The organism is Achromobacter sp. ACRQX, assembly GCF_022346505.1.
GTDB lineage: Bacteria > Pseudomonadota > Gammaproteobacteria > Burkholderiales > Burkholderiaceae_B > Achromobacter > Achromobacter animicus.
This window is the reverse complement of record NZ_JAKRML010000008.1, coordinates 28922-48003: the sequence shown is the minus strand read 5'-3', so window position 1 is coordinate 48003 and position 19082 is coordinate 28922. Positions and strand designations below refer to the sequence as shown.

Below are 19082 nucleotides of genomic sequence, written 5' to 3'. Positions count from 1 at the left end.
CGGACTGAAGCGATCAGACCTGCGGTCGCGCAAGTCGCGGCTGTGATGCGTCTGCATCGGTCCCTTTTTTCGTTCGAGGAGACCTTCATGAGCAACTTTCCTTTCAACGATAACGGCTTTGCCAGCGCGTTCGACGCGATCCAGGAGCACATGGGCCGCGTGCTGCGCAATGCCGGCGTACCAGCTGCCTTGCGGGCGACGCCGCAGGCGTACTTCCCACCCGTCAACGTCGGCGTGTCGGGCGATTCCATCGAAGTCGTCGCCTTCGTGCCCGGCATGGACCCCGAAGGCCTGAACGTGTCGATCGAGAAGAGCCTGCTGACCATCAGCGGTGAACGCAAGCCGCAGGAGCTTCCCGAAGGCGCCCGCTATTACGCGCGCGAACGTACGCAGGGCCGCTACACGCGCATCATCGAGCTGCCTGCAGACGCGGATCCCGACAACGTGCAGGCGCGCTATACGGACGGCTGCCTCGCCATTTCCATCAAGCGTAAGGAATCGGCCAAGCCGCGCACCGTGACCGTGCAGTGACCCGCCAACGCAACCGCATAGGAGTATCGATCATGAATGAACGCAAAGACCTGACCGTGCCCGCCGAAGCGGCCGTGTCTGACAAGCGCGACGGGCGCGGCGTGACCGTGCCGGCCGTGGACATCTACGAGGACAAGGAAGGCATCACGCTGCTTGCGGATCTGCCGGGCGTGTCCAAGGAAAGGCTGCGCATCAACGTCGAGGCCGACGTGCTGCAGATCGAAGGCGAAGCTGCCGTCGAGACCCCCAGCGACCTGCGGCTGGTGCTGGGCGAAATGCGCGCGCCGCTCTTTCGCCGGTCGTTCCGGTTGGGACAGGAGTTCGACCGCGCGCAGATCAGCGCGAGCCTGAAGCAGGGCCTTCTGACGCTGCGCATTCCGCGCGTGCGCGAGGCGCAGCCGCGGCAGATTCCTGTCGTGGCGGGGTGATTTGCGCCTCAGGGCGCGATTCGCGACCAAGGTGTCGGACACCTGTTGAGGTGCCGCCGTAAGCTGTCGGCCCTCTCTGCCGGGTGTCTGACATCGTGCCCGAGCATGCCCATCAGGAAAGCCGCGATTGTGCGACTGCGGCCTTGCGGTGATGTTTGACGCAGGGTCGCCCTGGGGACGGTGTGCAAACGCTCAATTGATCGGGCCAGGATTGGCCCGGGCGGGCCAATCCTGGCCCGTTATTTTTTCGTTGAATCTCAAAGACTTAAAAAAAAACCGGGTCAAGGTTGGCTCGAAAATCCTTTCAGAAAACCAGTTCTCGCGGCTTCTGCAACCTCGGACAAGCCCGATTCTCAGCGCCCCTTGCGTAACCCACTGATTATTAAAGCTAAGGGAAGATCAGAAAATTCTGGCATGAAGTTTGCATAGTTGCCCTGTGTTCACCGATGACGCAGCGGCATGTTCAGACGCAGGGTCACGGCACAAAAGCGCTTGCCGCTGCACCAGGCTATTGCAGGCCCCGAATCGCCGGTCAGCTTCCTCAACGTTGATACCGGGCAACCGCCCTGGTCATCCCCGAGCTTGCCATGCCCGTCCAATCTGATTTGCGATTCACCTTCGATCTCATCGGCAGTACGGCGACAGATGCGTTCGAGGTGGTTCGGTTCGATCTGCACGAAGCGCTTTCCGAGACGTTTCTGCTTACGGTCGATCTGTCCAGCGCCAACCCCGCCGTAGATTTTGGCCAAGTGCTTGACCGTCCCGCGTGTCTGACGATCTGGCAGGGCGGCACCCCCGTGCGCCATGTTCACGGTGTGGTGTCCTCCTTTGTTCAGGGCGACACGGGTTTTCGGCGTACGCGCTACTCGGCGATTGTCGAGCCGCGCCTGGCGCGGCTAAAGCTCAGTTCCGACTGGCGCATCTTCCAACGCCAGAGCGTGCCGCAAATCACCGAGGCGGTGCTCAAGGCGCATGGTCTTACCCAGGATTACGAGCTGCGCAGCACCACCGAACATCAGGCGCGCGAATACTGCGTGCAAGCGGGCGACACGGACTACGACTTTGTCGAACGCATCATGCGCGAGGAAGGCTTCTTCTATTCCTTCCGTCATGGGGCCGAGGGGCATCAACTTATCCACAGCGACCGCCTGTTCATTCACGGCCGCGTGGGCGACGAGCCAGCGCAGTACAACCCCACACCCGGCGGCGACCAGCCGCAGCCAGCGCTGCGGCGATTCTCCTACACCGAGAACGTGCGCACCGCGCGCCAGACCCAGCGCGACTACACCTTCCACCATCCGCGCTACACCCACCAGCACAGCCGCGACGGACGAGATCTGGACCATCAGGGCCGCCGCTACGAACGCTATGACTACCCGGCCCGCGCCAAATTCGACGAAGCGGGCAGATCGTTCGCCGAGAACCGCCTGCGCGGCCACCGCCGCGATTCGTGCGTCGCTTTGGTTGAAGGGGATGACCCGCGGCTGCAGCCGGGCATTTCATTCACCCTTGCTGGGCATCCGCGCGAAGACCTGAACCGCGGCTGGCGCCCGGTGCGCATCGTCCACCGTGGCATCCAATACACAAGTCAGGCCGAGGAAAGTGCACAAGCCCAGTTGGGAACGCACTACAGCTACGAGGCGGAGCTGGTTCCTGACGACGCCGAATGGCGCGCGGAACCGCTACCCAGGCCGCGCATCGACGGTCCACAGAACGCTGTGGTGGTCGGCCCGCCCAATGAAGAGATCTATACCGACGAATACGGCCGGGTGAAGGTCCAGTTCCCCTGGGACCGGCTAGGCACGGAGGACGAATACAGCTCCTGCTGGATTCGCGTCTCGCAGAACATCGCCGGCGCCACCTGGGGCCACATGGCCATCCCGCGCATCGGTCAGGAAGTCATCGTCTCTTACTTCGACGGCGGCCCCGACCAGCCCGTGATCACCGGCCGCGTCTACAACCGCCTGCAATTGCCGCCCTACGAACTGCCGCGCCACAAGACCAGGATGACGATCAAGAGCAAGACCCACAAGGGCGAGGGGTTCAACGAACTGCGTTTTGAGGATGAGAAGGACCAGGAAGAAATCTACGTCCACGCGCAGAAGGACCAGAACATCCATGTCAACAACGACGAGTCGACGTTTGTGGGTCACGACCGCAGCGAGCAGGTCGAGAACGATGAAACCATCACGATCGGCCACGACCGCAAGGAGACGGTGGGCAACGACGAACAGGTCACCATCGGCCAGGACCGGCGGCCCGATATCGGGCGGGATGACTTTTTGACCGTGGGGCGCAATCGCACGATCTACACCACCAAGGACCGTACCGAGGAAGTGGGCAATAACCGCCGCGATAAGACCGCGGCGAATCATTGGGTGCGCATCGGCGGACACCAGGAACACACTGTCGAGGGCCACGCGGACCTGCAAGCGGGCCAGGCGATCCGCCGGCGTTCGTGTGTGATCGCGTTGCAAGCCGGCGAGGTGTTCAGCCTAAAGGGCCCCGGCGGAGCCATCACTTTGCATGCCGACGGCATCACGCTGAATGGGGTGCAAGTCCAGATGAAAGGACCGCTGCAATGCGTGGCAACAGGCCACGGCAATCCCTTTGCCATCGAAGGGAATCCGGATGCCGGCGTGGAAAGCGACTTCTGCCTGGATTGCTTCCTGCGCGCCGCGCGAACGGGTGGCCCGGTGGTGCCCGTATGAGCATCTCCGCGTACAGCTATTTGCTCTTCGATGGCGCATTGCTGCATGACATTGCGCTTCGCGACCGCATCCTGGAAGCACCGGATATCCGTCTGCTTTATGAGGACGAAGGCCCCCAGGCTGCCCGTGTTGGCCCGCTGCTATTGCCCGCGTGTCAGTCCGTGGTTCAGCTGATGAATCAGCTTTCGGCCGGCAATCCGGATGTAATGTTTGGCTATGGCGTGTTGCGCGGCTCGGTCCCGATGGAGCAAGTCTTGCAGCACTTGCAACAACTGCGGTTCATCCATGTCGGTAGCGGCAAGCGCTACCACTTCCGCTTCGCCGACGGCCGCGCGTTTTCCAATGTCTGGCTGACGCTATCTTCCGAACAGCGCCGGGCCGTACTGGGTCCGGTGCAGGCGTGGCATCACCACGATATGGCGGGCAGGGAATGTTGCGCGCGACAAGATCCAGTACGGTCAGCGCGTTCTTGCGATTCTCTCCCACTGCATCTGCAGCCCGAACAATGGCACCGGATGCTCAAGGCCACTCGAGTCGGCGAGCTGTTCCTCGCCGCATCGCGGGCCAACCACCGCATACCCGCGCAAGGCACGAGCGGACAACGCCTTGACTGGGCTGCACAAGTCCATGAACGGCTCCAGCGACTGCAGGTGCACGACGTGGCCGTAAAGATATCAGCGGTATTGGTGGTATGGCAGACGGCGGCGCAAGTGTTGCACGATGACCGATTCGAGGCGGCATTAAGGCAGGCAAGCCGAAGCGGCGATGTCAGTGGCATCCTGGCATTTGGCCCTGCATCTTCGACTCAAGGGGCCAGTTGATATGAACGCCACAGCACGATTGATGATGGCATTGCTTGTTCTGCTTGGATTGAATGGATGCGACGGCGTTCGACCCAAGGAAGACGTGGTGCCAGCATCTCTGACGGGAATCGACCATCTGCCCGACCATCTGAGCGTTCCCGATTTCTGGGTCGATGACGCCAGCGGCCATCAGGCGGGCTCCGGAGGCAGCATCGTGTGCTGTGCGAAGCTGCCTCGACGATGGCGCGATGATTTGACGGTGCTGGTGGGGTGGGATGTCCTCAATTGGAGGGACTGTGGTGGCGAGCGCCGTGAGCGCCGGGTGCCGGTGGAGCGGTATGAGCAGGTGGGACGTTTGTATATCCACTTCCTGTCCGACGGAAGCGTCCGCGCCATTTCCTCGAACATCAGTCCCGGGTACGGGAACGAGGAATACCTTGGCCCGCAAGACCCCATCCCCGACAAGAATCCCTGGCATGCCTACGGCGACTATGGCGAACGTTGTCCCCCCCGCGGCGGACCCGTTGTGGTGGAGGAGGCAAATTGAAATGAACCGTGCCACTCGGTTGACGATGAGGTTGTTGTTGCTGCTGGGTTTGGCCGGTTGCGACGTTGTTCAACCTAAGGAAGCCATGGTGCCGGCATCCCTATCGGGCATCGACCACTTGCCCGATCACCTGAGCGTTCAGGACTTTTGGGTCAATGGTGTCAGTGGGCACCAGGCGGGTACTGGAGGGCGAATCGTTTGCTGCGCGAAGCTGCCCCGGAAATGGCGGCCCGACCTGACCGTGTTGGTGAGCTGGGGTGTGACCAACTGGCGCGACTGCACCTGGGAACGCCGTGAACGTCGAGTGCCCGTGGAGCGTTATGAGCAGGTAGGGCGTCTGTACATCCACTTCCTGTCCGACGGAAGCGTCCGCGCCATTTCATCGAATATCAGTCCCGGCTACGGGAATGAAGAATATCGCGGTCCTCCCGACGCAATATCAGGCATGAGGCCCTCCGAGATTTATGGCGCATGGTCGCCACGTTGCCCAGTGGGGGCCCCGCCCGTACTGACCGAGTCTCTGGACAAATGATTGAAGCCCCTGAACATGACGTGGACAACCAGGAAGTTTTCATGAACGAAGTGTTTAGCACTCACCCTCTCGGTCCCACACCGGGACTTGTGCCGATGTTTCCGCAGTGCATTCCCGCGTCGGAGAACTGCGAGATCGACCTGCAAATCGGCATTTTCTTCGACGGCACGGGCAACAACCAGGATTGGGATGACTCGGATGGGTGCGAGCAGGGGCTCGGACCGGGAATGACCCAGCGAATAGCTCGCAAGGACAGTAACGTGGCCAGGCTGTTCCGCGCATATCCTGATAAAAGGAATGAGGGCAAGTATCCCCTTTATATCCCCGGTGTGGGCACGCCCTTTCCAGACATTGGTGAGGACGTCTACGCCTCTTTCGGCCCGGCGATGGGACGGGGTGGCGATGGGCGCATCAACTATGCGTTGCTTGGCGTGCTGAACGTGATCCATGCGTCGATCAGCAGCGGTCGCAATCGATATGTGGACGAAGTCATCCTCGCCCTGTGCCGCAACGGCAAACGCGGATACCACCGACGACACAGCATGTACGCGCCGCTGAAAGGGGGCGTACAGGACGTTCAGGCGCTGGATGCAGTTGGCATGCGCACCGAAGGCGGCCTGCTGTGCGACAGCAATGGCGCCCGTGCTCATGCGGAAGCTTTTTTTCAGCGCGAGACTCAGGCGTTGGCGGACAAGATAGCCAACACCAGCAAACCGAAGCTGGTGGACATCACGATGGATGTATTCGGCTTTTCCCGTGGCGCCGCGCAAGCCCGCGTGTTCTGCAACTGGCTGCTGACGATGATGGACGGCGACCGCTTATGTGGCGTGCCCACGCGAATTCGCTTTCTAGGGCTGTTCGACACAGTCGCTTCCGTGGGCCTGCCTAATAGCGCCGGCGGCGATGGACACTTTGCCTGGGCCAGCGCCACGGCATTGCGCGTACCAAGCCATGTGCAATGTGTGCACTACACCGCAATGCACGAGAACCGCGCTTCGTTCCCATTGGAAAGCGTGCGCGGCTCCGATGGCATTCTTGCAGAAAAGCACAAGCAATACGCGTTGCCTGGCATGCATTCCGATGTGGGAGGGGGCTACCTACCGGGTAGTCAGGGGCGTGGTCCCAGCGGGCAGCATGACGATATGTTGTCGCAGATACCTTTGGCGCTGATGTACGAAGCGGCGAGGCAGGCGCAAGTTCCCCTGGACCGCACGGATGCTGCCAAACTCGACGGTTACGACCCTTTCGCCATCCACCCCAATGTCCTCAACGCTTACACCGCCTTTATGAAGGCAACCCCAGCCGCAGCAACGACTGCCCAATCGCTGTTGCCCTACCTGGCTTGGCGCTATCAGGTACGCGACGTCTATGCGTCCGCACTATCCTGGGTATCGCGTACCCAAGCGAACTTTCCCAAGGACTTCCAGGACTTGGAGGGCGCCAACCAGACACTGCTGGGCGACATCGCCGCGCTGGATGGCCAGACCGAAGAGCAAGTCCAACGCTACGAAAGGGCTGCCATGATCAGTCCTTCGCTATACGCCAGCGTGGCGCTTGGCAATCTCTTGCGTCGCTCCACCCTGGCCAGCGAAGCCAAAGACGTATTGGCTCACCTGAAGGCACATCCGATACTGGGCACGCCCGAAAACCCTGAGCATCTGACGCCGCAAGCGTACTTGTTTGCCAACTATACGCACGATTCCTATGCGGGCTTTCGGCCCTTTGACCATCCCCAAGGCTGGGCTGGCTGCGTGGATCCGGTGCCCGGCAGTTGGGAGCCGCAGGGATACCTGCGTTATCGTCGCGTCTATCGAGGCACGGGCAATCCGGTGACCCTGGCCCCGCCCACTGAAGCGCAGCGACACGAAGCCGCTCAACGCGAACGGGATGCCCAGTTGCGCAGCATGCAAAACAGTGTCGATATGAACAACCTGTTCAACGGATTCTAGTAAGGACTACATCTATTCCATAAAAAAGCCGCGGTCAGTCGACCGCGGCTTTTTGCCTTGACGGATGATGCCGAGGGCGATCACTCCAGCTTGATGTTCGCCTTCTTGATGACGTCCGCCCAGGCGCTGCGCTCCTGATCGGCGTACGTCTTGAAGTCCTGCGCCGACATCGGCATGGGGATGACGCCCATGTCCAGCATCTTCTGCGACACCGCGGGCGACTTGAGCGTGGCGTCCAGATCCGCGGACAGCTTCTTCACCACTACTTCAGGCAGACCGGCCGGGCCGACCAGGCCTTGCCAGGCGTAGGCCGTGAAATTGGCGACGCCCTGTTCGGCCATCGTCGGGACATCCGGCAGCACCGTCACGCGTTCGGGCGTGGCGGCGGCGAGCACGCGCAGCTTGCCGGCCTTGACGTTGGGCAGGCCTGAACCCAGATCGATGAACATCATGTCCACCTGGCCGCCCAGCAGATCCTGGATGGCGGGCGCGGCGCCCTTGTACGGGACGTGCAGCACGTTGGCGCCGGTGCGCTGCTTGAACAGTTCCAGCGCCAGGTGATGCGGCGAGCCTGCGCCGGCGGAGGCCGACGTCAGCTTGCCGGGTTCCTTCCTGGCCGCGGCGAGCACGTCTTCGACCGTCTTGTACGGCGAGTTGACGTTCACGGCCAGCAGCAGCGGGAACTTGGCGATGCCGCCGATGTAGGTGAACTTGGCGGGGTCGTACGAGAGCTTGGCGTACAGCGACGAATTGAAGGCCAGCGTGCCCGAGTCGGCGGTGCCCACCAGGTAGCCGTTCGGTTCCGCCTGGGCGATGGCCGTGGCGCCAATGATGGTGCCGGCGCCCGGACGGTTCTCGACCACGATGGTCTGGCCCAGCGTCTTTTCCAGGCTGCTGGCCACCGTGCGTGCGACCACGTCGGTGCCGCCGCCGGCGGGGTAGGGAACGATCCAGCGGACCGGTTGCGTGGGCCAGGATTGGGCTGCGGCCGCGGTGGCGGCCAGCGATAGGGCGGCAAGCGCCAGCAGGCGCTTTGCGTGCTTGTGCATGGAGTGTCTCCTCGTGCGGGGTATCGTGAGCGCGGCGTCCGCGTGTTGATCGACGTCAACTTGCGCCGCATATTTTTTGCGTGGCTATTATGCCTTGCGCCTACGCAAAAAGGGGCCCGTGATCTGGGCCCCCTCAAATCGTCGCGCGCCAGCCTATTGCCGCTGCGACAAGTCCGCGTGGGTCCGCGTTATTGCGGATCCGGATAGTGCCGCGCGCCAAAGATGGCCGAACCGATGCGCACCTCCGTCGAGCCTTCCTCGATGGCCAGTTCGAAGTCGCCGCTCATGCCCATCGACAGACGGTCCAGCGCCACGCCGGGAATGTTCTCCTGCACCAGACCATCACGCAGCTCGCGCAGCGCGCGAAAGCACGCGCGGACTTCGTCGGCATCGGGCGAGTTGACCGCCAGGGTCATGAGGCCCTGCACACGCAGCGTCGGGTATTCCGAGGCAATGCGGCGCAGGAAGGGGCCGACCTCCTCGGGCTCCATGCCGAACTTGCTGGGCTCGGACGAGGTCTTGACCTGCACCAGCACGTCCAGCGTGCGGCCCTCATTTTGCAGACGGCGGTGCAGGGCATCTGCCAGCTCCACGCGGTCCAGGGATTGCACTTCCGCGGCGTCGCGCGCGGCATCCTTGGCCTTGTTGGTCTGCAGGTGGCCGATCAGCACCCATTGCAGCCCGGCGCCTTCGAACGCGGCGGCCTTCTGGCGGATCTCCTGCGTCTTGTTTTCGCCAAAGCGCGTCAGGCCCAGCGCCATCGCCTCGCGGATGGCGTCCTCGCCGAACGTCTTGCTGACGGGCAGCAAAGTCACGCTGCCCGGTGCGCGGCCCGCGCGCTCGCAGGCCTCGTGGATGCGTTGCTGGATCTGGGCGAGGCGCCCGGCCATGGTGTCTTCGGCGGTCATGCAGCTCTCTGGCAAAAACAGGAAGTCCCATAGTGTAGGACGGGTTTCGGGCCCGCCGCCGGGCGGGTATCCGCCGCCCCGAATCCCGCCGTTGACCCTGTCTGATCGGCAGGCTTAGAATTTGCGGAGATTTGTTTATATTTCAAAGTTCTATGCCGTCCGGCGCCGCCCATTCGGGCGACACGTTTCCCTCTTAATCAGCCCCCACGCCATGTCCAGTGCAGCGCCCGAATACGTCTTCGCCACGCCTTTCCTGAATCCCCCCGCCTCGCCCATCCGATCGCTCATGCCCTACGCCATGCGTCCGGGCACCATTTCGCTGGCCGGCGGCTATCCGGCCCAGGAATTGTTCGACGTCGACGGCTTGTCGATCGCGTCGTCGCAGGTCACGGCCCGGCTGGGCGCCTGCCTGCAGTATTCCAACATCGACGGCCAGGCCAGCCTGCGGCATGAGCTGGCGCGCCTGTCCGCGGCGCGTGGCCTGCACTGCAATGCCGACACCGAACTTGTCGTGACGGGCGGCTCGCAGCAGGCGCTGGCGCTCCTGACCCGCGTGATGCTGCAACCGGGCGACCACGCCATCATCGAGTCGCCGGCCTTCCCGAATTCCGTGCAGGCCCTGCGCTACACGGGCGCCACGGTGCACACCGTGCCGTCGGGCCCTGATGGCATCGACGTGGACGCGCTGGACGAACTGGCCGCGCGCGTGAAACCCAAGATGGTCTGCGTCGTCGCCTCGTTCTCGAATCCCTGCGGCGCCACCCTGACGCGTGAGCGCCGGCTGCGCTTGCTTGAACTGGCGGTCAAGCACCGGTTCCTGATCGTCGAGGACGATCCCTACAGCGAACTGCGCTTCGCCGGCGAAGCCGTGCCGCCCATCGCGGCATTGGCAGAGGGCGAGGCCCGTCACTGGGCGGTGTACATGGCCAGCATGTCCAAGACGATGGCGCCCGCGCTGCGTATCGGCTGGCTGGTCGCGCCGCCCGAGATCCGCCGCCGCTGCGTCGGCGCCAAGGCGGCCGACGACATGGCGTCCTCGGCCTGGATACAGGAAATCGTTGCGCAGTACCTGGCAAACGGCCGCTACGACGAACACGTGCCGCGCATCCGTGCCGCCTATGGCCTGCGCTGCGCCGCCATGGCTGACTCGCTGGCGCGGGAACTGGACGGGCGCATCACTTTCAGCAAGCCCGAGGGCGGCATGTTCTTCTGGGCGCGGCTGACGGGCGACGTGGATGCCACGCGCCTGTTGCCCTACGCGATCGAGCACGAGGTGGTCTACGTGCCGGGCAAGGCGTTTTACGCCGACCCGGCGAAGGCGGATCTCTTTGCCATGCGCATGTCGTTTGCCACGATGAACGAAAGCCAGATCGCGCAGGGCATGGTCCGCCTCGGCCGCGCGCTGGACGCGTGCCAGGCCAACGAACCGGTGTCGATCTCGCTGGCGGCTTGACGGCGCGCAGCGCCACGCCCGCCCCGCATTGCTATCCTTTCTGCGCAGGCCGCCGGCATCCGCCGGCGGCATACCTAAATAAGCGCTCGTTATTTGGCGGGGGCGCTTCATGTCTATAAGCTTCTTGCCTTGGCGCGCTTTCGCGCCCGGTAGCAGAAAGGAATCCAGGTCATGAACATTGCAAAAGGGTTGGTGGGCGCGGCGCTCTTGATGGCGGCCGCGCAGGGCGCGCAGGCGGCGACGCTGGACGTCGTGAAACAGCGCGGCGCCGTGGCGTGCGGCACGACCACGGGCTTTGCAGGCTTTTCCGCCCCTGACGCGCAAGGCAAATGGCAGGGCCTGGACGTGGACCTGTGCCGCGCCATTGCCGCTGCGGTGTTCGGCGACGCGAACAAGATCAAGGTGGTGCCGCTCAATTCGCAGCAACGCTTCACCGCGCTGCAATCCGGCGAAGTCGACGTGCTGACGCGCAACACCACCGTGACGCAGCAGCGCGACACAGCGCTGGGCATCATCCACGCCGGCATCAACTTCTACGACGGCCAGGGCTTCCTGGTGCACAAGTCGCTGGGCGTGAAAAGCGCCAAGGAAATCAACGGCGCCACCATCTGCCTGCAGACCGGCACGTCCAACGAAAACACGCTGGCCGACTGGGCGCGCGCCAACAACGTGACGTACAAGCCGGTCGTCATCGAGACCTTCAACGAGGTCGTCAACGCGTTCGCGTCTGGCCGCTGCGACGTGTTCTCGACCGATGCGTCGGGTCTGGCGTCGATCCGCATCTCCAAGCTGCAGAATCCCGACGACTATGTCGTGCTGCCCGAGATCATCTCCAAGGAACCGCTGGGCCCGTTCGTGCGCCAGGGCGACGACGCGTGGCTGAACATCGTGCGCTGGTCGCTGTCAGCCATGATCGAAGCCGAGGAATACGGCGTGACGTCCAGGAACGTGGACGAACAGGCCAAGAGCGCCAACCCCAACATCAAGCGCATCCTGGGGGTGACGCCGGGTGGCGGCGCCAACCTGGGGTTGGACGAGAAGTGGGCGTACAACATCGTCAAGCAGGTGGGCAACTACGGCGAGAGTTTTGAGCGGAATGTGGGCGAGGGCAGCCCGCTGAAAATCAAGCGTGGCCTGAATGCGCAGTGGACGCAGGGCGGGTTGATGTACGCGTTGCCGATTCGATGATTTGGCGGCATCGGCTACCCGCCCAGTGCGGCGCGTAGCTGGATCGCCCTGTATGACCAAACGCCCCGGACTCGGGGCGTTTTTTCTGCTTGACCGCGTTGGTTGACCGCGTTGGTTAGCCGCGCCGATACACCTGAGCGATCTTCACGAACGCCACGCGCAGTTCCCGCGTGCCGCCCTGAAAAATCACGGGTTTTCCGCGGTGCGTGAACACGACGAGCCGCTTGGAAAACACCATGGGTACAAACCGCGCAAAGCGCACGTCTTCCCAGGCGACTTCGCGCCGGGTGAACCAGGTCTGGCGGATGCCGCGGTCGTCGATCGTGGTGATGGATGTCTGCATGTGCCACGACACGAACAGCAGCGCGACGAAGCACAGCACCACCGCCACCGCCAAGAGCGTGTCAAAAGGCTGCGAGGGCGCGCGGATTGCGGTGGTGACGACCTGCACGCCCAGCACGGCAAGCAACACCCACGTCAGAATGCGCACCCAGTCCGGCCAGGCCTGGCCCGCCAGGGGCAACGGGCCGATGGCGCGGAGCAGCGCCGCGAGGTCTTCGGGCGCGGAGGGGGCATTCTGCGTGGTCATGCGGTGCGGGTCATGCGGCGCAGATCAAGCCGCGCGCTTGGCGGCGATGGCGTTGCCGGCGCGGCTGGAGCCCTTGCGGTTCAGATGCGCCGACATCCATTGACCGATGTCGACCACGGCGTCGAAGTCCACGCCGGTGTCGATGTCCAGACCCCGCAGCATGTACAGCACGTCTTCTGTCGCGACATTGCCGGTGGCGCCCTTGGCATAAGGGCAGCCCCCCAGGCCGGCCACCGAGGTGTGGAAGATGGAGATGTCGGTTTCCAGCGCCGCCAGGATGTTGGCCAGCGCCTGGCCATAGGTGTCGTGGAAATGGCCGGAGATGCGCGCCGGGTCCACGACGCGCGTGACTGCGGCCATGACTTCGCGCACGCGTTTGGGCGTGCCCACGCCGATGGTGTCGGCCACGTCGATCTCGTCGACCTGCATTGCCAGGTAGCGTTGCGCCACGTCGACTACCGCTTCGACGGGGACTTCGCCCTGGTAGGGACAGCCCAGCGCGCAGCTGATGCTGCCGCGCACGCGAATGCCGGCTTCGCGCGCCGCCTGCACCACGGGTTCGAAGCGCGCGATGGATTCGGCGATCGAGCAATTGATGTTCTTCTGGGAAAAGGCCTCGCTGGCGGCGCCGAAGATCACGATCTCGTCCGCGCGGGCGGCCAGCGCCCCTTCAAAGCCCTTCATGTTCGGCGTCAGCACGGAGTAGATGGTGCCGGGCCGGCGCTCGATGCGCGCCATCACGTCGGCGCCGTCGGCCATCTGCGGCACCCATTTGGGCGACACGAACGACGCGGCTTCCACATTGGGGAAGCCCGCGGCGCTGAGGCGGTTGACCAGTTCCACCTTGATGTCGGTGGGGACGAATTCCTTTTCGTTCTGCAGACCGTCGCGGGGCGATACCTCGACGATCTTCACGCGGGAGGGCAATGCCATGTCTCTTCCTGTATCGGTATTGGGTGACCGGCGCTACAAGGCTGCGGCGCTGCCGAACATATTAGCGCCATCGCATCCGGCCCCGTTGCGGTGCTAGTGCAAACGCTGGTAGCGGCCGTCATCCAGGCGGGCGATGCGGCCCTGCAATTCCAGTTCAACCAGTTGCGTCTGCAGGGCGGCGGTTTCCAGCCCGCAGCGCGCCTGGATGGCGTCCAGGTGCAGCGGGTCAAAGCCCAATGCGTCCAGCACGGGATGCGCGGGGAGCACGGCGGGCGCCTCCTTGCGGGCGGGCTGCAACGGCGTGGGTCCGCCGCCCAATTCATCCGTGATGTCCATGGCCGTCTCGACCAGCTTGGCGCCCTGGCGGATCAGGGCATGGCAGCCGCGCGACAGCGGCGAATGGATGGAGCCGGGAATGGCGAAGACCTCGCGTCCGCATTCACCGGCAAGCCGCGCCGTGATCAGCGATCCGCTCTGCTTGGCGGCCTCTACCACCAGCACGCCGCGCGCCAGGCCCGCCACGATGCGGTTGCGCTTGGGAAAGTGTTGCGGCCGTGCGCCCGTGCCCAGCGGCAGCTCGGACACCAGCGCGCCGTGCGCCGCAATGCGATGCGCCAGATCGCGGTGGCTGGCCGGATAGATGCGGTCGATGCCTGTTCCCATGACCGCCACGGTGCCTGCGCCCTTGGGACCCGCATCCAGCGCGCCCTCATGCGCGGCGGCATCGATGCCCAGCGCCAGGCCGCTGACGACGCGCCAGCCCGCGCCGGCAAGGTGCCGCGCAAAGGCACGCGCGTTTTCCTGCCCGCCGGGCGTGGCGTTGCGCGCGCCAACGACCGCCAGCGATGGTCCCTGCAGATAGGCCGGGTCGCCCGCGACGTAGAGCAGGATCGGCGGATCGGCGATGGTCAGCAGGCTTTGCGGATAGGTGGGATCGGCCAGCGTGAGGATGTGGCGGCCGGGCGCCTGCACCCATTCCAGCGCGCGCTCGACCTGTTCCGCCATGTCGGCCGGCATGGGCGCGGCCAGCTGGCGCGCCAGCGCTTCGGGCACGTGCCGCGACAGCGCAGTGGCGCGTTGCGCGTAGATCTGGTCGGGCAGACCCAGCGCGCTAAGTAGCATGCAGGCGGTGGCCGAACCGATGTTGGGTTCGAGGGACAACCGCAGCCAGGCGGCGAGTTCGTCGGAGGATTGCGTCAGCGGCATGAAACGGGCGCGGAAAAGGACGCGGAAAACGCGTCGGGGGTCCGAGAGTGTCGCATGCGTCGTGTGCGGCGGCGGGCGACGGGTGGATCGATACGCGCGCAGCGAGCTGTCGCCGGAATGCTAGAAAAAAGGGTGCCGTAGCAATGTCCGCAATGCCGGAATTAGCCGAAAACTATTAGAAATCAAGACTCTAATGAATTAAACTCTCGGACAAGCATTCCTACTGGCATCCCCATTCAATGGCTTTACTTCCCATCCTTCGCTACCCGGACCCGCGCTTGCACAAAAAGGCCAAGCCGGTTGCCGAGGTCGACGACCGCATCCGCCAACTCGTGCGCGACATGGCCGAAACCATGTACGACGCGCCGGGTGTGGGTCTGGCCGCGACCCAGGTCGATGTGCATGAGCGCGTGGTCGTGATCGACGTTTCCGAAGACAGCAATCAGTTGCTGACGCTGATCAATCCCGAGATCACCTGGCGCAGCGACGACTACAAGATCTACGAAGAAGGCTGTCTGTCCGTCCCCGGCGTCTACGACGAGGTGGAACGCGCGTCGCGCATCCGCTGCAAGGCGCTGGACATCGACGGCAAGCCGTTCGAGTTCGAAGCCGACGGCCTTCTGGCCGTGTGCGTGCAGCACGAGCTGGATCATCTTGAAGGCAAGGTGTTCGTGGAATACCTGTCGAACCTCAAGCAGAATCGCATCAAAACGAGGCTCAAGAAGGCGGAGCGGGAAGCGCTGCGCGCCTGATCCCGGGGCCTGACTTCGGCCCATTCCCGCCCTCGCGCCTTCGTTCACCTCTTCAGCAGTCCACCTCATGCGCATCGTTTTTGCCGGCACCCCGGAATTCGCCCGTATCGCGTTCGACGCCCTGCGGGCCGCCGGCCACGACATCCCCTTGGTCATGACGCAGCCGGACCGGCCGGCGGGGCGGGGCCTGAAGCTCACGCCGAGCCCCGTCAAGCAGGCCGCGCTGGACGCCGGCATCGCCGTCGCCCAGCCGCGCAGCCTGCGCCTGGATGGCCGCTATCCCGACGAGGCCGCCGAAGCGCGCGCCCTGCTGGAAAGCGTGGCGCCCGATGTCATGGTGGTGGCGGCGTATGGATTGATCCTGCCGCAATGGGTGCTGGAGTTGCCGCGTCTGGGCTGCCTGAACATCCACGCCAGCCTCTTGCCGCGCTGGCGCGGCGCGGCGCCGATCCAGCGCGCGATCGAAGCGGGCGATGCGCGCACCGGCGTCACCATCATGCAGATGGACGAGGGCCTGGATACGGGCGACATGCTGCTCGAACGCATCGTGCCGATTTCGGACGATACCAATGCGGCGCAGTTGCACGACGCGCTGGCCGAGGCCGGTGGCGAAGCCATCGTCGAGGCGCTGGACGCGCTGGCCAAGGGCGGCCTGAACGCGCGCAAGCAACCGGAAGACGGCGTGACTTACGCGGCCAAGCTGGACAAGGCGGAAGCCGCGCTCGATTGCACTCAGCCGGCCGAATTGCTGGCGCGCCGCGTGCGTGCGTTCAATCCGGTGCCCGGCGCCAGCATCCGCCTGCCGGGACTGCCCGATGCGGTGAAGGTCTGGCGTGCGCAGGCGCTGGACGAGGCCGCCACGGCCGCGCCGGGCAGCGTATTGCGCGCCGACGCGGTGGGCATCGACATTGCCACCGGTCAGGGCGTGCTGCGTTTGCTTGAACTGCAAAAGGCGGGCGGCAAGCGCCAACCCGTGGATGTGTTCGTGCGCGGCTGGCAGCCGGCCTGAACCCGCCCCAAGACGGATCACGCCCGGCGGCACGCGAGGCATCAGCCCTTGTGGCGCGCCGCCAGCAGATCCAGGTAGGCGCCCGACAGCAACTGCTCGGGCGCGACGCCCAGCCCGGCCATCAGCGTGCGGGCTTCTTCCATTCCCGCCTCGACGGTCTCGCCCTCGCGCAGCACCACTTCCAGTTCCAGGAATTCGCCCAGGCCTTCCACCCGGTCCAGATGGATGCGGGTGCGTCCGGCCATGAAGACCGTACGGTGCTTTTTCACGCGGCCGATCACGCCGTAGGCGTGCGATAACGCCTCGCGCAGGGTGTCGGGTTCGTCCGTGGGCGAAATGACGTAGAAGCTTTCCTTGGGACCGCTGTCGTCGGCGCGCTGATAGAAGATCAGCTCGCCCGAGCCATCTGCGAAGGCGCGCAGTTTCAAGCGGCCATTGGCGCACGTGAAGAAGGTGTCGTCCTGGTCGATGAACGCCGGTTCCTGGCCGGACAGCGCCGCGGCCAGGTGTTCGATGGCGTCCAGGCTGTCGACCCGCGCCTTGATTTCGACGTTGCGTGCCATGGGCGCCTCGGAGTTCAGTAAAGCGAGCTGGCCACGCGCGCGGGCAGGTCGCGGTCGTAGGCCACGCCGTCAAACGTGCCGGACGTCAGGTCGGAAAGTATCCGGCCGACGCTGGGCAGCGCGGTGCGGGGAATCTGCGTGTCTGGATCCCACAGGCGCGAGCGCAGCAGCGCGCGCGAGCACTGGAAGTAGACCTTGTGCACGTCGACGATCAGCACGGAGCGCGGCAGCTTGCCGTCCATCTCGAAGCGCGCCAGCAGGGCTGGGTCGACGCTGATGCGCGCCGTGCCGTTCACGCGCAGCGTCTCGCCCACGCCCGGCACCAGGAACAGCAGGGCCACCCGCGGATCGGCGATGACGTTGAGCAGGCTGTCCACGCGGTTGTTGCCACGGCGGTCGGGCAACAAGAGCGTCTTTTCGTCTTCCACCACGACGAACCCGGCGGGGTCGCCGCGCGGCGAGGCGTCCAGCCCGTCCGGTCCCGCGGTCGCCAGCAGCGCAAAGGGCGCGGCTTCGATGAACGCGCGGTAGTGCGGATGCACGTGGTCAACCTCCTTTTTCAGGGAGGCTTCGCCGGGCGAACCGTAAAGCGCTTGCAGGGCGTCGGCGTCGGTAATCAGGTGGGCGGGATCGGTGTGCATGGGATCTGGGCGTTACGCCAGTGCGTTGGGAAGGTCTTCGACCGTCAGGAAGAGTTCATCGGGGCCGCGGCCGCGCAGGGCGTCCGGGTGGTTATAGCCCCAGGCGACCGATCCGACGCGCACGCCCGCCTTGCGGGCCGCGTCGATGTCGCGCATTTCGTCGCCCACCAGCAGGAAGCGCTCCGGCGCGGTGCCGTGCTGCTTGAGCAGGCGGTCGATCTTGGCGGCCTTGCCGAACAGGTCGGTGCCGCATTCGTAGTCGTCAAAGAGCGCGGCGGTTTCTTCGCCCAGCACGCGCTTCACGTTCTCGACGGAGTTGGAGCTGACCACCGCCAGTCGCAGGCCGCTCGCCTTCAGGCGGGCCAGCGCGTCGGGGATGCCGTCGAACAACTGGACGCTGGGGTCGATGTCCTGCATCAGCGTGCGCACGTGCGTCATGATCGCGGGCAGCTTCCACAGCGGGATGTTCAGGTACTTCAGGATCTCCATCGCGTCGCGGCTGCGCAGTTGCTCGCGCTCGGCCGCGTCGATCTGGCGGAAGTTGTACTTGTCCGCGACGGTGTTGAGGATGGAGTTGAACCACGGCATGGTGTCTGCCAGGGTTCCGTCAAAGTCGAAGGCTGCGATGTCGTATTTCAATTCTTGAATCCAGTGCCGGCAGGCCGGTCAAGGACGCCCGTTTCACAGACGCCTTGCGCGAGCCCTACACGCCGTGCGGGTGAAGAAGATAGTGCACGACCGGCGCCAGGTCTTCAAGCGGCGGGGCGCCGGCGACCACGCGCGCCGCGCTGGTCCAGGGATAGTCCAGGGCCAGCAGCCAGCCGAACACCGCGGCCGAATTGGCGGGCGGCAGGCTGACCATGGTTTCGATCGTGATGGTCAGGCGTTTGGCGCGATACGGGTCGGGCTGAAACGCCCAGTCGTAGCGGCCACAGCCCACGCGCACGTTGCCGGTGGCTTTTTCCGTCATGCCGACCAGCCAGTCGCAGTGGTACTCGGACAGGCGCGCATCGGCGTCCGGGCGCGACAGGTAAAAGGTGTAGACGTTGTCGTAGGTCTGCCCGAACTTGCGCACCAGCGTGTCGGTGATGGCGGCCAGGCCATGCGATTCGGGCGGAAAGGCGATGGCCTGCGTACGCAGGGCCATCTTCAGCACGGCGTCGGGCGCAAAGGCACGGGCCATGTAATGCGGGCGGTTCTCGTCCTTCGCGTGAAAATAGTCGCGCAATACGGACTCGGTGCAGGCGGGGAACAACGAATCGGTGGGCATTGCGGGGGGCTTCCGTTCAG

20 protein-coding genes are annotated in these 19082 nt (G+C 64.5%); 11 read left to right on the top strand and 9 right to left on the bottom strand.

Annotated features, from left to right (window positions below; genetic code table 11):
* Positions 1 to 87 precede the first annotated feature (87 nt).
* The 7 genes from MHZ91_RS09655 to MHZ91_RS09625 all read left to right on the top strand — a co-directional run bounded on the left by MHZ91_RS09655 (position 88) and on the right by MHZ91_RS09625 (position 7501).
* On the top strand, positions 88 to 531 hold the full coding sequence (locus MHZ91_RS09655; RefSeq protein ID WP_175122051.1) for an Hsp20/alpha crystallin family protein: 444 nt from the start codon (positions 88 to 90) through the stop codon (positions 529 to 531).
* 32 nt (positions 532 to 563) lie between these two features.
* Positions 564 to 959: an Hsp20/alpha crystallin family protein gene (locus MHZ91_RS09650; protein WP_175186343.1), complete on the top strand. Its 396-nt coding sequence runs from the start codon at positions 564 to 566 to the stop codon at positions 957 to 959.
* 587 nt (positions 960 to 1546) lie between these two features.
* On the top strand, positions 1547 to 3670 hold the full coding sequence (locus MHZ91_RS09645) for a type VI secretion system Vgr family protein (protein ID WP_239213447.1): 2124 nt from the start codon (positions 1547 to 1549) through the stop codon (positions 3668 to 3670).
* Positions 3667 to 4491 carry a DUF4123 domain-containing protein gene (locus MHZ91_RS09640; protein WP_239213446.1) on the top strand — a complete coding sequence of 275 codons (825 nt, stop codon included), beginning with the start codon at positions 3667 to 3669 and terminating at the stop codon, positions 4489 to 4491. Before MHZ91_RS09645 ends, MHZ91_RS09640 begins: the two co-directional genes overlap by 4 nt.
* A 1-nt stretch (position 4492) precedes the next feature.
* A complete protein-coding gene (locus MHZ91_RS09635) occupies positions 4493 to 5020 on the top strand; it encodes a DUF3304 domain-containing protein (protein WP_239213445.1) in 528 nt (175 codons plus the stop codon).
* Position 5021: 1 nt separating this feature from the next.
* Positions 5022 to 5552 carry a DUF3304 domain-containing protein gene (locus MHZ91_RS09630; protein ID WP_239213444.1) on the top strand — a complete coding sequence of 177 codons (531 nt, stop codon included), beginning with the start codon at positions 5022 to 5024 and terminating at the stop codon, positions 5550 to 5552.
* A 41-nt stretch (positions 5553 to 5593) separates the two neighbouring features.
* Positions 5594 to 7501 (top strand): DUF2235 domain-containing protein, encoded by a 1908-nt coding sequence (locus MHZ91_RS09625; RefSeq protein ID WP_239213443.1) that lies wholly within the window; start codon positions 5594 to 5596, stop codon positions 7499 to 7501.
* 80 nt (positions 7502 to 7581) lie between these two features.
* On the opposite strand, the gene MHZ91_RS09620 is transcribed toward MHZ91_RS09625, so the two are convergent.
* Positions 7582 to 8550: a tripartite tricarboxylate transporter substrate binding protein gene (locus MHZ91_RS09620; protein ID WP_239213442.1), complete on the bottom strand. Its 969-nt coding sequence runs from the start codon at positions 8548 to 8550 to the stop codon at positions 7582 to 7584.
* Between the two features lie 188 nt (positions 8551 to 8738).
* Complete coding sequence (locus MHZ91_RS09615) at positions 8739 to 9458, bottom strand: YggS family pyridoxal phosphate-dependent enzyme (protein WP_218342609.1); 720 nt, start codon at positions 9456 to 9458, stop codon at positions 8739 to 8741.
* 211 nt (positions 9459 to 9669) lie between these two features.
* Here MHZ91_RS09615 and MHZ91_RS09610 point away from each other — a divergent pair, with 211 nt between their 5' ends.
* Together MHZ91_RS09610 and MHZ91_RS09605 are read left to right on the top strand one after the other, a co-directional pair.
* The gene (locus tag MHZ91_RS09610) at positions 9670 to 10911 is read left to right on the top strand and encodes a PLP-dependent aminotransferase family protein (protein WP_175122055.1); all 1242 of its coding nucleotides are present in this window, start codon (positions 9670 to 9672) and stop codon (positions 10909 to 10911) included.
* 171 nt (positions 10912 to 11082) lie between these two features.
* Positions 11083 to 12099 (top strand): amino acid ABC transporter substrate-binding protein, encoded by a 1017-nt coding sequence (locus MHZ91_RS09605; RefSeq protein ID WP_175139005.1) that lies wholly within the window; start codon positions 11083 to 11085, stop codon positions 12097 to 12099.
* A 115-nt stretch (positions 12100 to 12214) separates the two neighbouring features.
* Here the strand turns inward: MHZ91_RS09605 and MHZ91_RS09600 are convergent, their stop codons facing one another.
* The 3 genes from MHZ91_RS09600 to dprA form a co-directional block, all read right to left on the bottom strand.
* On the bottom strand, positions 12215 to 12688 hold the full coding sequence (locus MHZ91_RS09600; protein ID WP_175122057.1) for a hypothetical protein: 474 nt from the start codon (positions 12686 to 12688) through the stop codon (positions 12215 to 12217).
* 24 nt (positions 12689 to 12712) lie between these two features.
* The gene (locus tag MHZ91_RS09595; protein WP_175122058.1) at positions 12713 to 13621 is read right to left on the bottom strand and encodes a hydroxymethylglutaryl-CoA lyase; all 909 of its coding nucleotides are present in this window, start codon (positions 13619 to 13621) and stop codon (positions 12713 to 12715) included.
* Between the two features lie 93 nt (positions 13622 to 13714).
* Complete coding sequence (dprA, locus tag MHZ91_RS09590) at positions 13715 to 14827, bottom strand: DNA-processing protein DprA (protein WP_239213441.1); 1113 nt, start codon at positions 14825 to 14827, stop codon at positions 13715 to 13717.
* Between the two features lie 239 nt (positions 14828 to 15066).
* Here dprA and def point away from each other — a divergent pair, with 239 nt between their 5' ends.
* Entirely contained in the window at positions 15067 to 15579 is a 513-nt protein-coding gene (gene def, locus MHZ91_RS09585) for a peptide deformylase (protein ID WP_175122059.1), read from the top strand.
* Between the two features lie 67 nt (positions 15580 to 15646).
* Complete coding sequence (gene fmt / locus MHZ91_RS09580) at positions 15647 to 16588, top strand: methionyl-tRNA formyltransferase (protein WP_239213440.1); 942 nt, start codon at positions 15647 to 15649, stop codon at positions 16586 to 16588.
* A 41-nt stretch (positions 16589 to 16629) separates the two neighbouring features.
* Here fmt and MHZ91_RS09575 read toward each other — a convergent pair whose 3' ends face one another.
* From MHZ91_RS09575 to MHZ91_RS09560, 4 genes are all read right to left on the bottom strand, one after another.
* Positions 16630 to 17151, bottom strand: a complete 522-nt coding sequence (locus tag MHZ91_RS09575; protein ID WP_175139007.1) for a class IV adenylate cyclase — start codon at positions 17149 to 17151, stop codon at positions 16630 to 16632.
* 14 nt (positions 17152 to 17165) lie between these two features.
* Positions 17166 to 17792 carry a pyridoxamine 5'-phosphate oxidase family protein gene (locus tag MHZ91_RS09570; protein ID WP_239213439.1) on the bottom strand — a complete coding sequence of 209 codons (627 nt, stop codon included), beginning with the start codon at positions 17790 to 17792 and terminating at the stop codon, positions 17166 to 17168.
* Between the two features lie 12 nt (positions 17793 to 17804).
* Positions 17805 to 18431, bottom strand: coding sequence for an HAD hydrolase-like protein (locus MHZ91_RS09565; RefSeq protein ID WP_239213437.1), 627 nt, complete (start codon positions 18429 to 18431; stop codon positions 17805 to 17807).
* Positions 18432 to 18495: 64 nt separating this feature from the next.
* Positions 18496 to 19062, bottom strand: coding sequence for a hypothetical protein (locus MHZ91_RS09560; protein WP_175122064.1), 567 nt, complete (start codon positions 19060 to 19062; stop codon positions 18496 to 18498).
* Between the last annotated feature and the right edge of the window lie 20 nt (positions 19063 to 19082).

What these genes read in the sequence shown, in the direction of transcription:
- MHZ91_RS09655 (WP_175122051.1), top strand. Translation starts at nt 88, where the DNA reads ATGAGCAACTTTCCTTTCAACGATAACGGCTTTGCCAGCGCGTTCGAC.
- MHZ91_RS09650 (WP_175186343.1), top strand. Translation starts at nt 564, where the DNA reads ATGAATGAACGCAAAGACCTGACCGTGCCCGCCGAAGCGGCCGTGTCT.
- MHZ91_RS09645 (WP_239213447.1), top strand. Translation starts at nt 1,547, where the DNA reads ATGCCCGTCCAATCTGATTTGCGATTCACCTTCGATCTCATCGGCAGT.
- MHZ91_RS09640 (WP_239213446.1), top strand. Translation starts at nt 3,667, where the DNA reads ATGAGCATCTCCGCGTACAGCTATTTGCTCTTCGATGGCGCATTGCTG.
- MHZ91_RS09635 (WP_239213445.1), top strand. Translation starts at nt 4,493, where the DNA reads ATGAACGCCACAGCACGATTGATGATGGCATTGCTTGTTCTGCTTGGA.
- MHZ91_RS09630 (WP_239213444.1), top strand. Translation starts at nt 5,022, where the DNA reads ATGAACCGTGCCACTCGGTTGACGATGAGGTTGTTGTTGCTGCTGGGT.
- MHZ91_RS09625 (WP_239213443.1), top strand. Translation starts at nt 5,594, where the DNA reads ATGAACGAAGTGTTTAGCACTCACCCTCTCGGTCCCACACCGGGACTT.
- MHZ91_RS09620 (WP_239213442.1), bottom strand. Translation starts at nt 8,550, where the DNA reads ATGCACAAGCACGCAAAGCGCCTGCTGGCGCTTGCCGCCCTATCGCTG.
- MHZ91_RS09615 (WP_218342609.1), bottom strand. Translation starts at nt 9,458, where the DNA reads ATGACCGCCGAAGACACCATGGCCGGGCGCCTCGCCCAGATCCAGCAA.
- MHZ91_RS09610 (WP_175122055.1), top strand. Translation starts at nt 9,670, where the DNA reads ATGTCCAGTGCAGCGCCCGAATACGTCTTCGCCACGCCTTTCCTGAAT.
- MHZ91_RS09605 (WP_175139005.1), top strand. Translation starts at nt 11,083, where the DNA reads ATGAACATTGCAAAAGGGTTGGTGGGCGCGGCGCTCTTGATGGCGGCC.
- MHZ91_RS09600 (WP_175122057.1), bottom strand. Translation starts at nt 12,688, where the DNA reads ATGACCACGCAGAATGCCCCCTCCGCGCCCGAAGACCTCGCGGCGCTG.
- MHZ91_RS09595 (WP_175122058.1), bottom strand. Translation starts at nt 13,621, where the DNA reads ATGGCATTGCCCTCCCGCGTGAAGATCGTCGAGGTATCGCCCCGCGAC.
- dprA (WP_239213441.1), bottom strand. Translation starts at nt 14,827, where the DNA reads ATGCCGCTGACGCAATCCTCCGACGAACTCGCCGCCTGGCTGCGGTTG.
- def (WP_175122059.1), top strand. Translation starts at nt 15,067, where the DNA reads ATGGCTTTACTTCCCATCCTTCGCTACCCGGACCCGCGCTTGCACAAA.
- fmt (WP_239213440.1), top strand. Translation starts at nt 15,647, where the DNA reads ATGCGCATCGTTTTTGCCGGCACCCCGGAATTCGCCCGTATCGCGTTC.
- MHZ91_RS09575 (WP_175139007.1), bottom strand. Translation starts at nt 17,151, where the DNA reads ATGGCACGCAACGTCGAAATCAAGGCGCGGGTCGACAGCCTGGACGCC.
- MHZ91_RS09570 (WP_239213439.1), bottom strand. Translation starts at nt 17,792, where the DNA reads ATGCACACCGATCCCGCCCACCTGATTACCGACGCCGACGCCCTGCAA.
- MHZ91_RS09560 (WP_175122064.1), bottom strand. Translation starts at nt 19,062, where the DNA reads ATGCCCACCGATTCGTTGTTCCCCGCCTGCACCGAGTCCGTATTGCGC.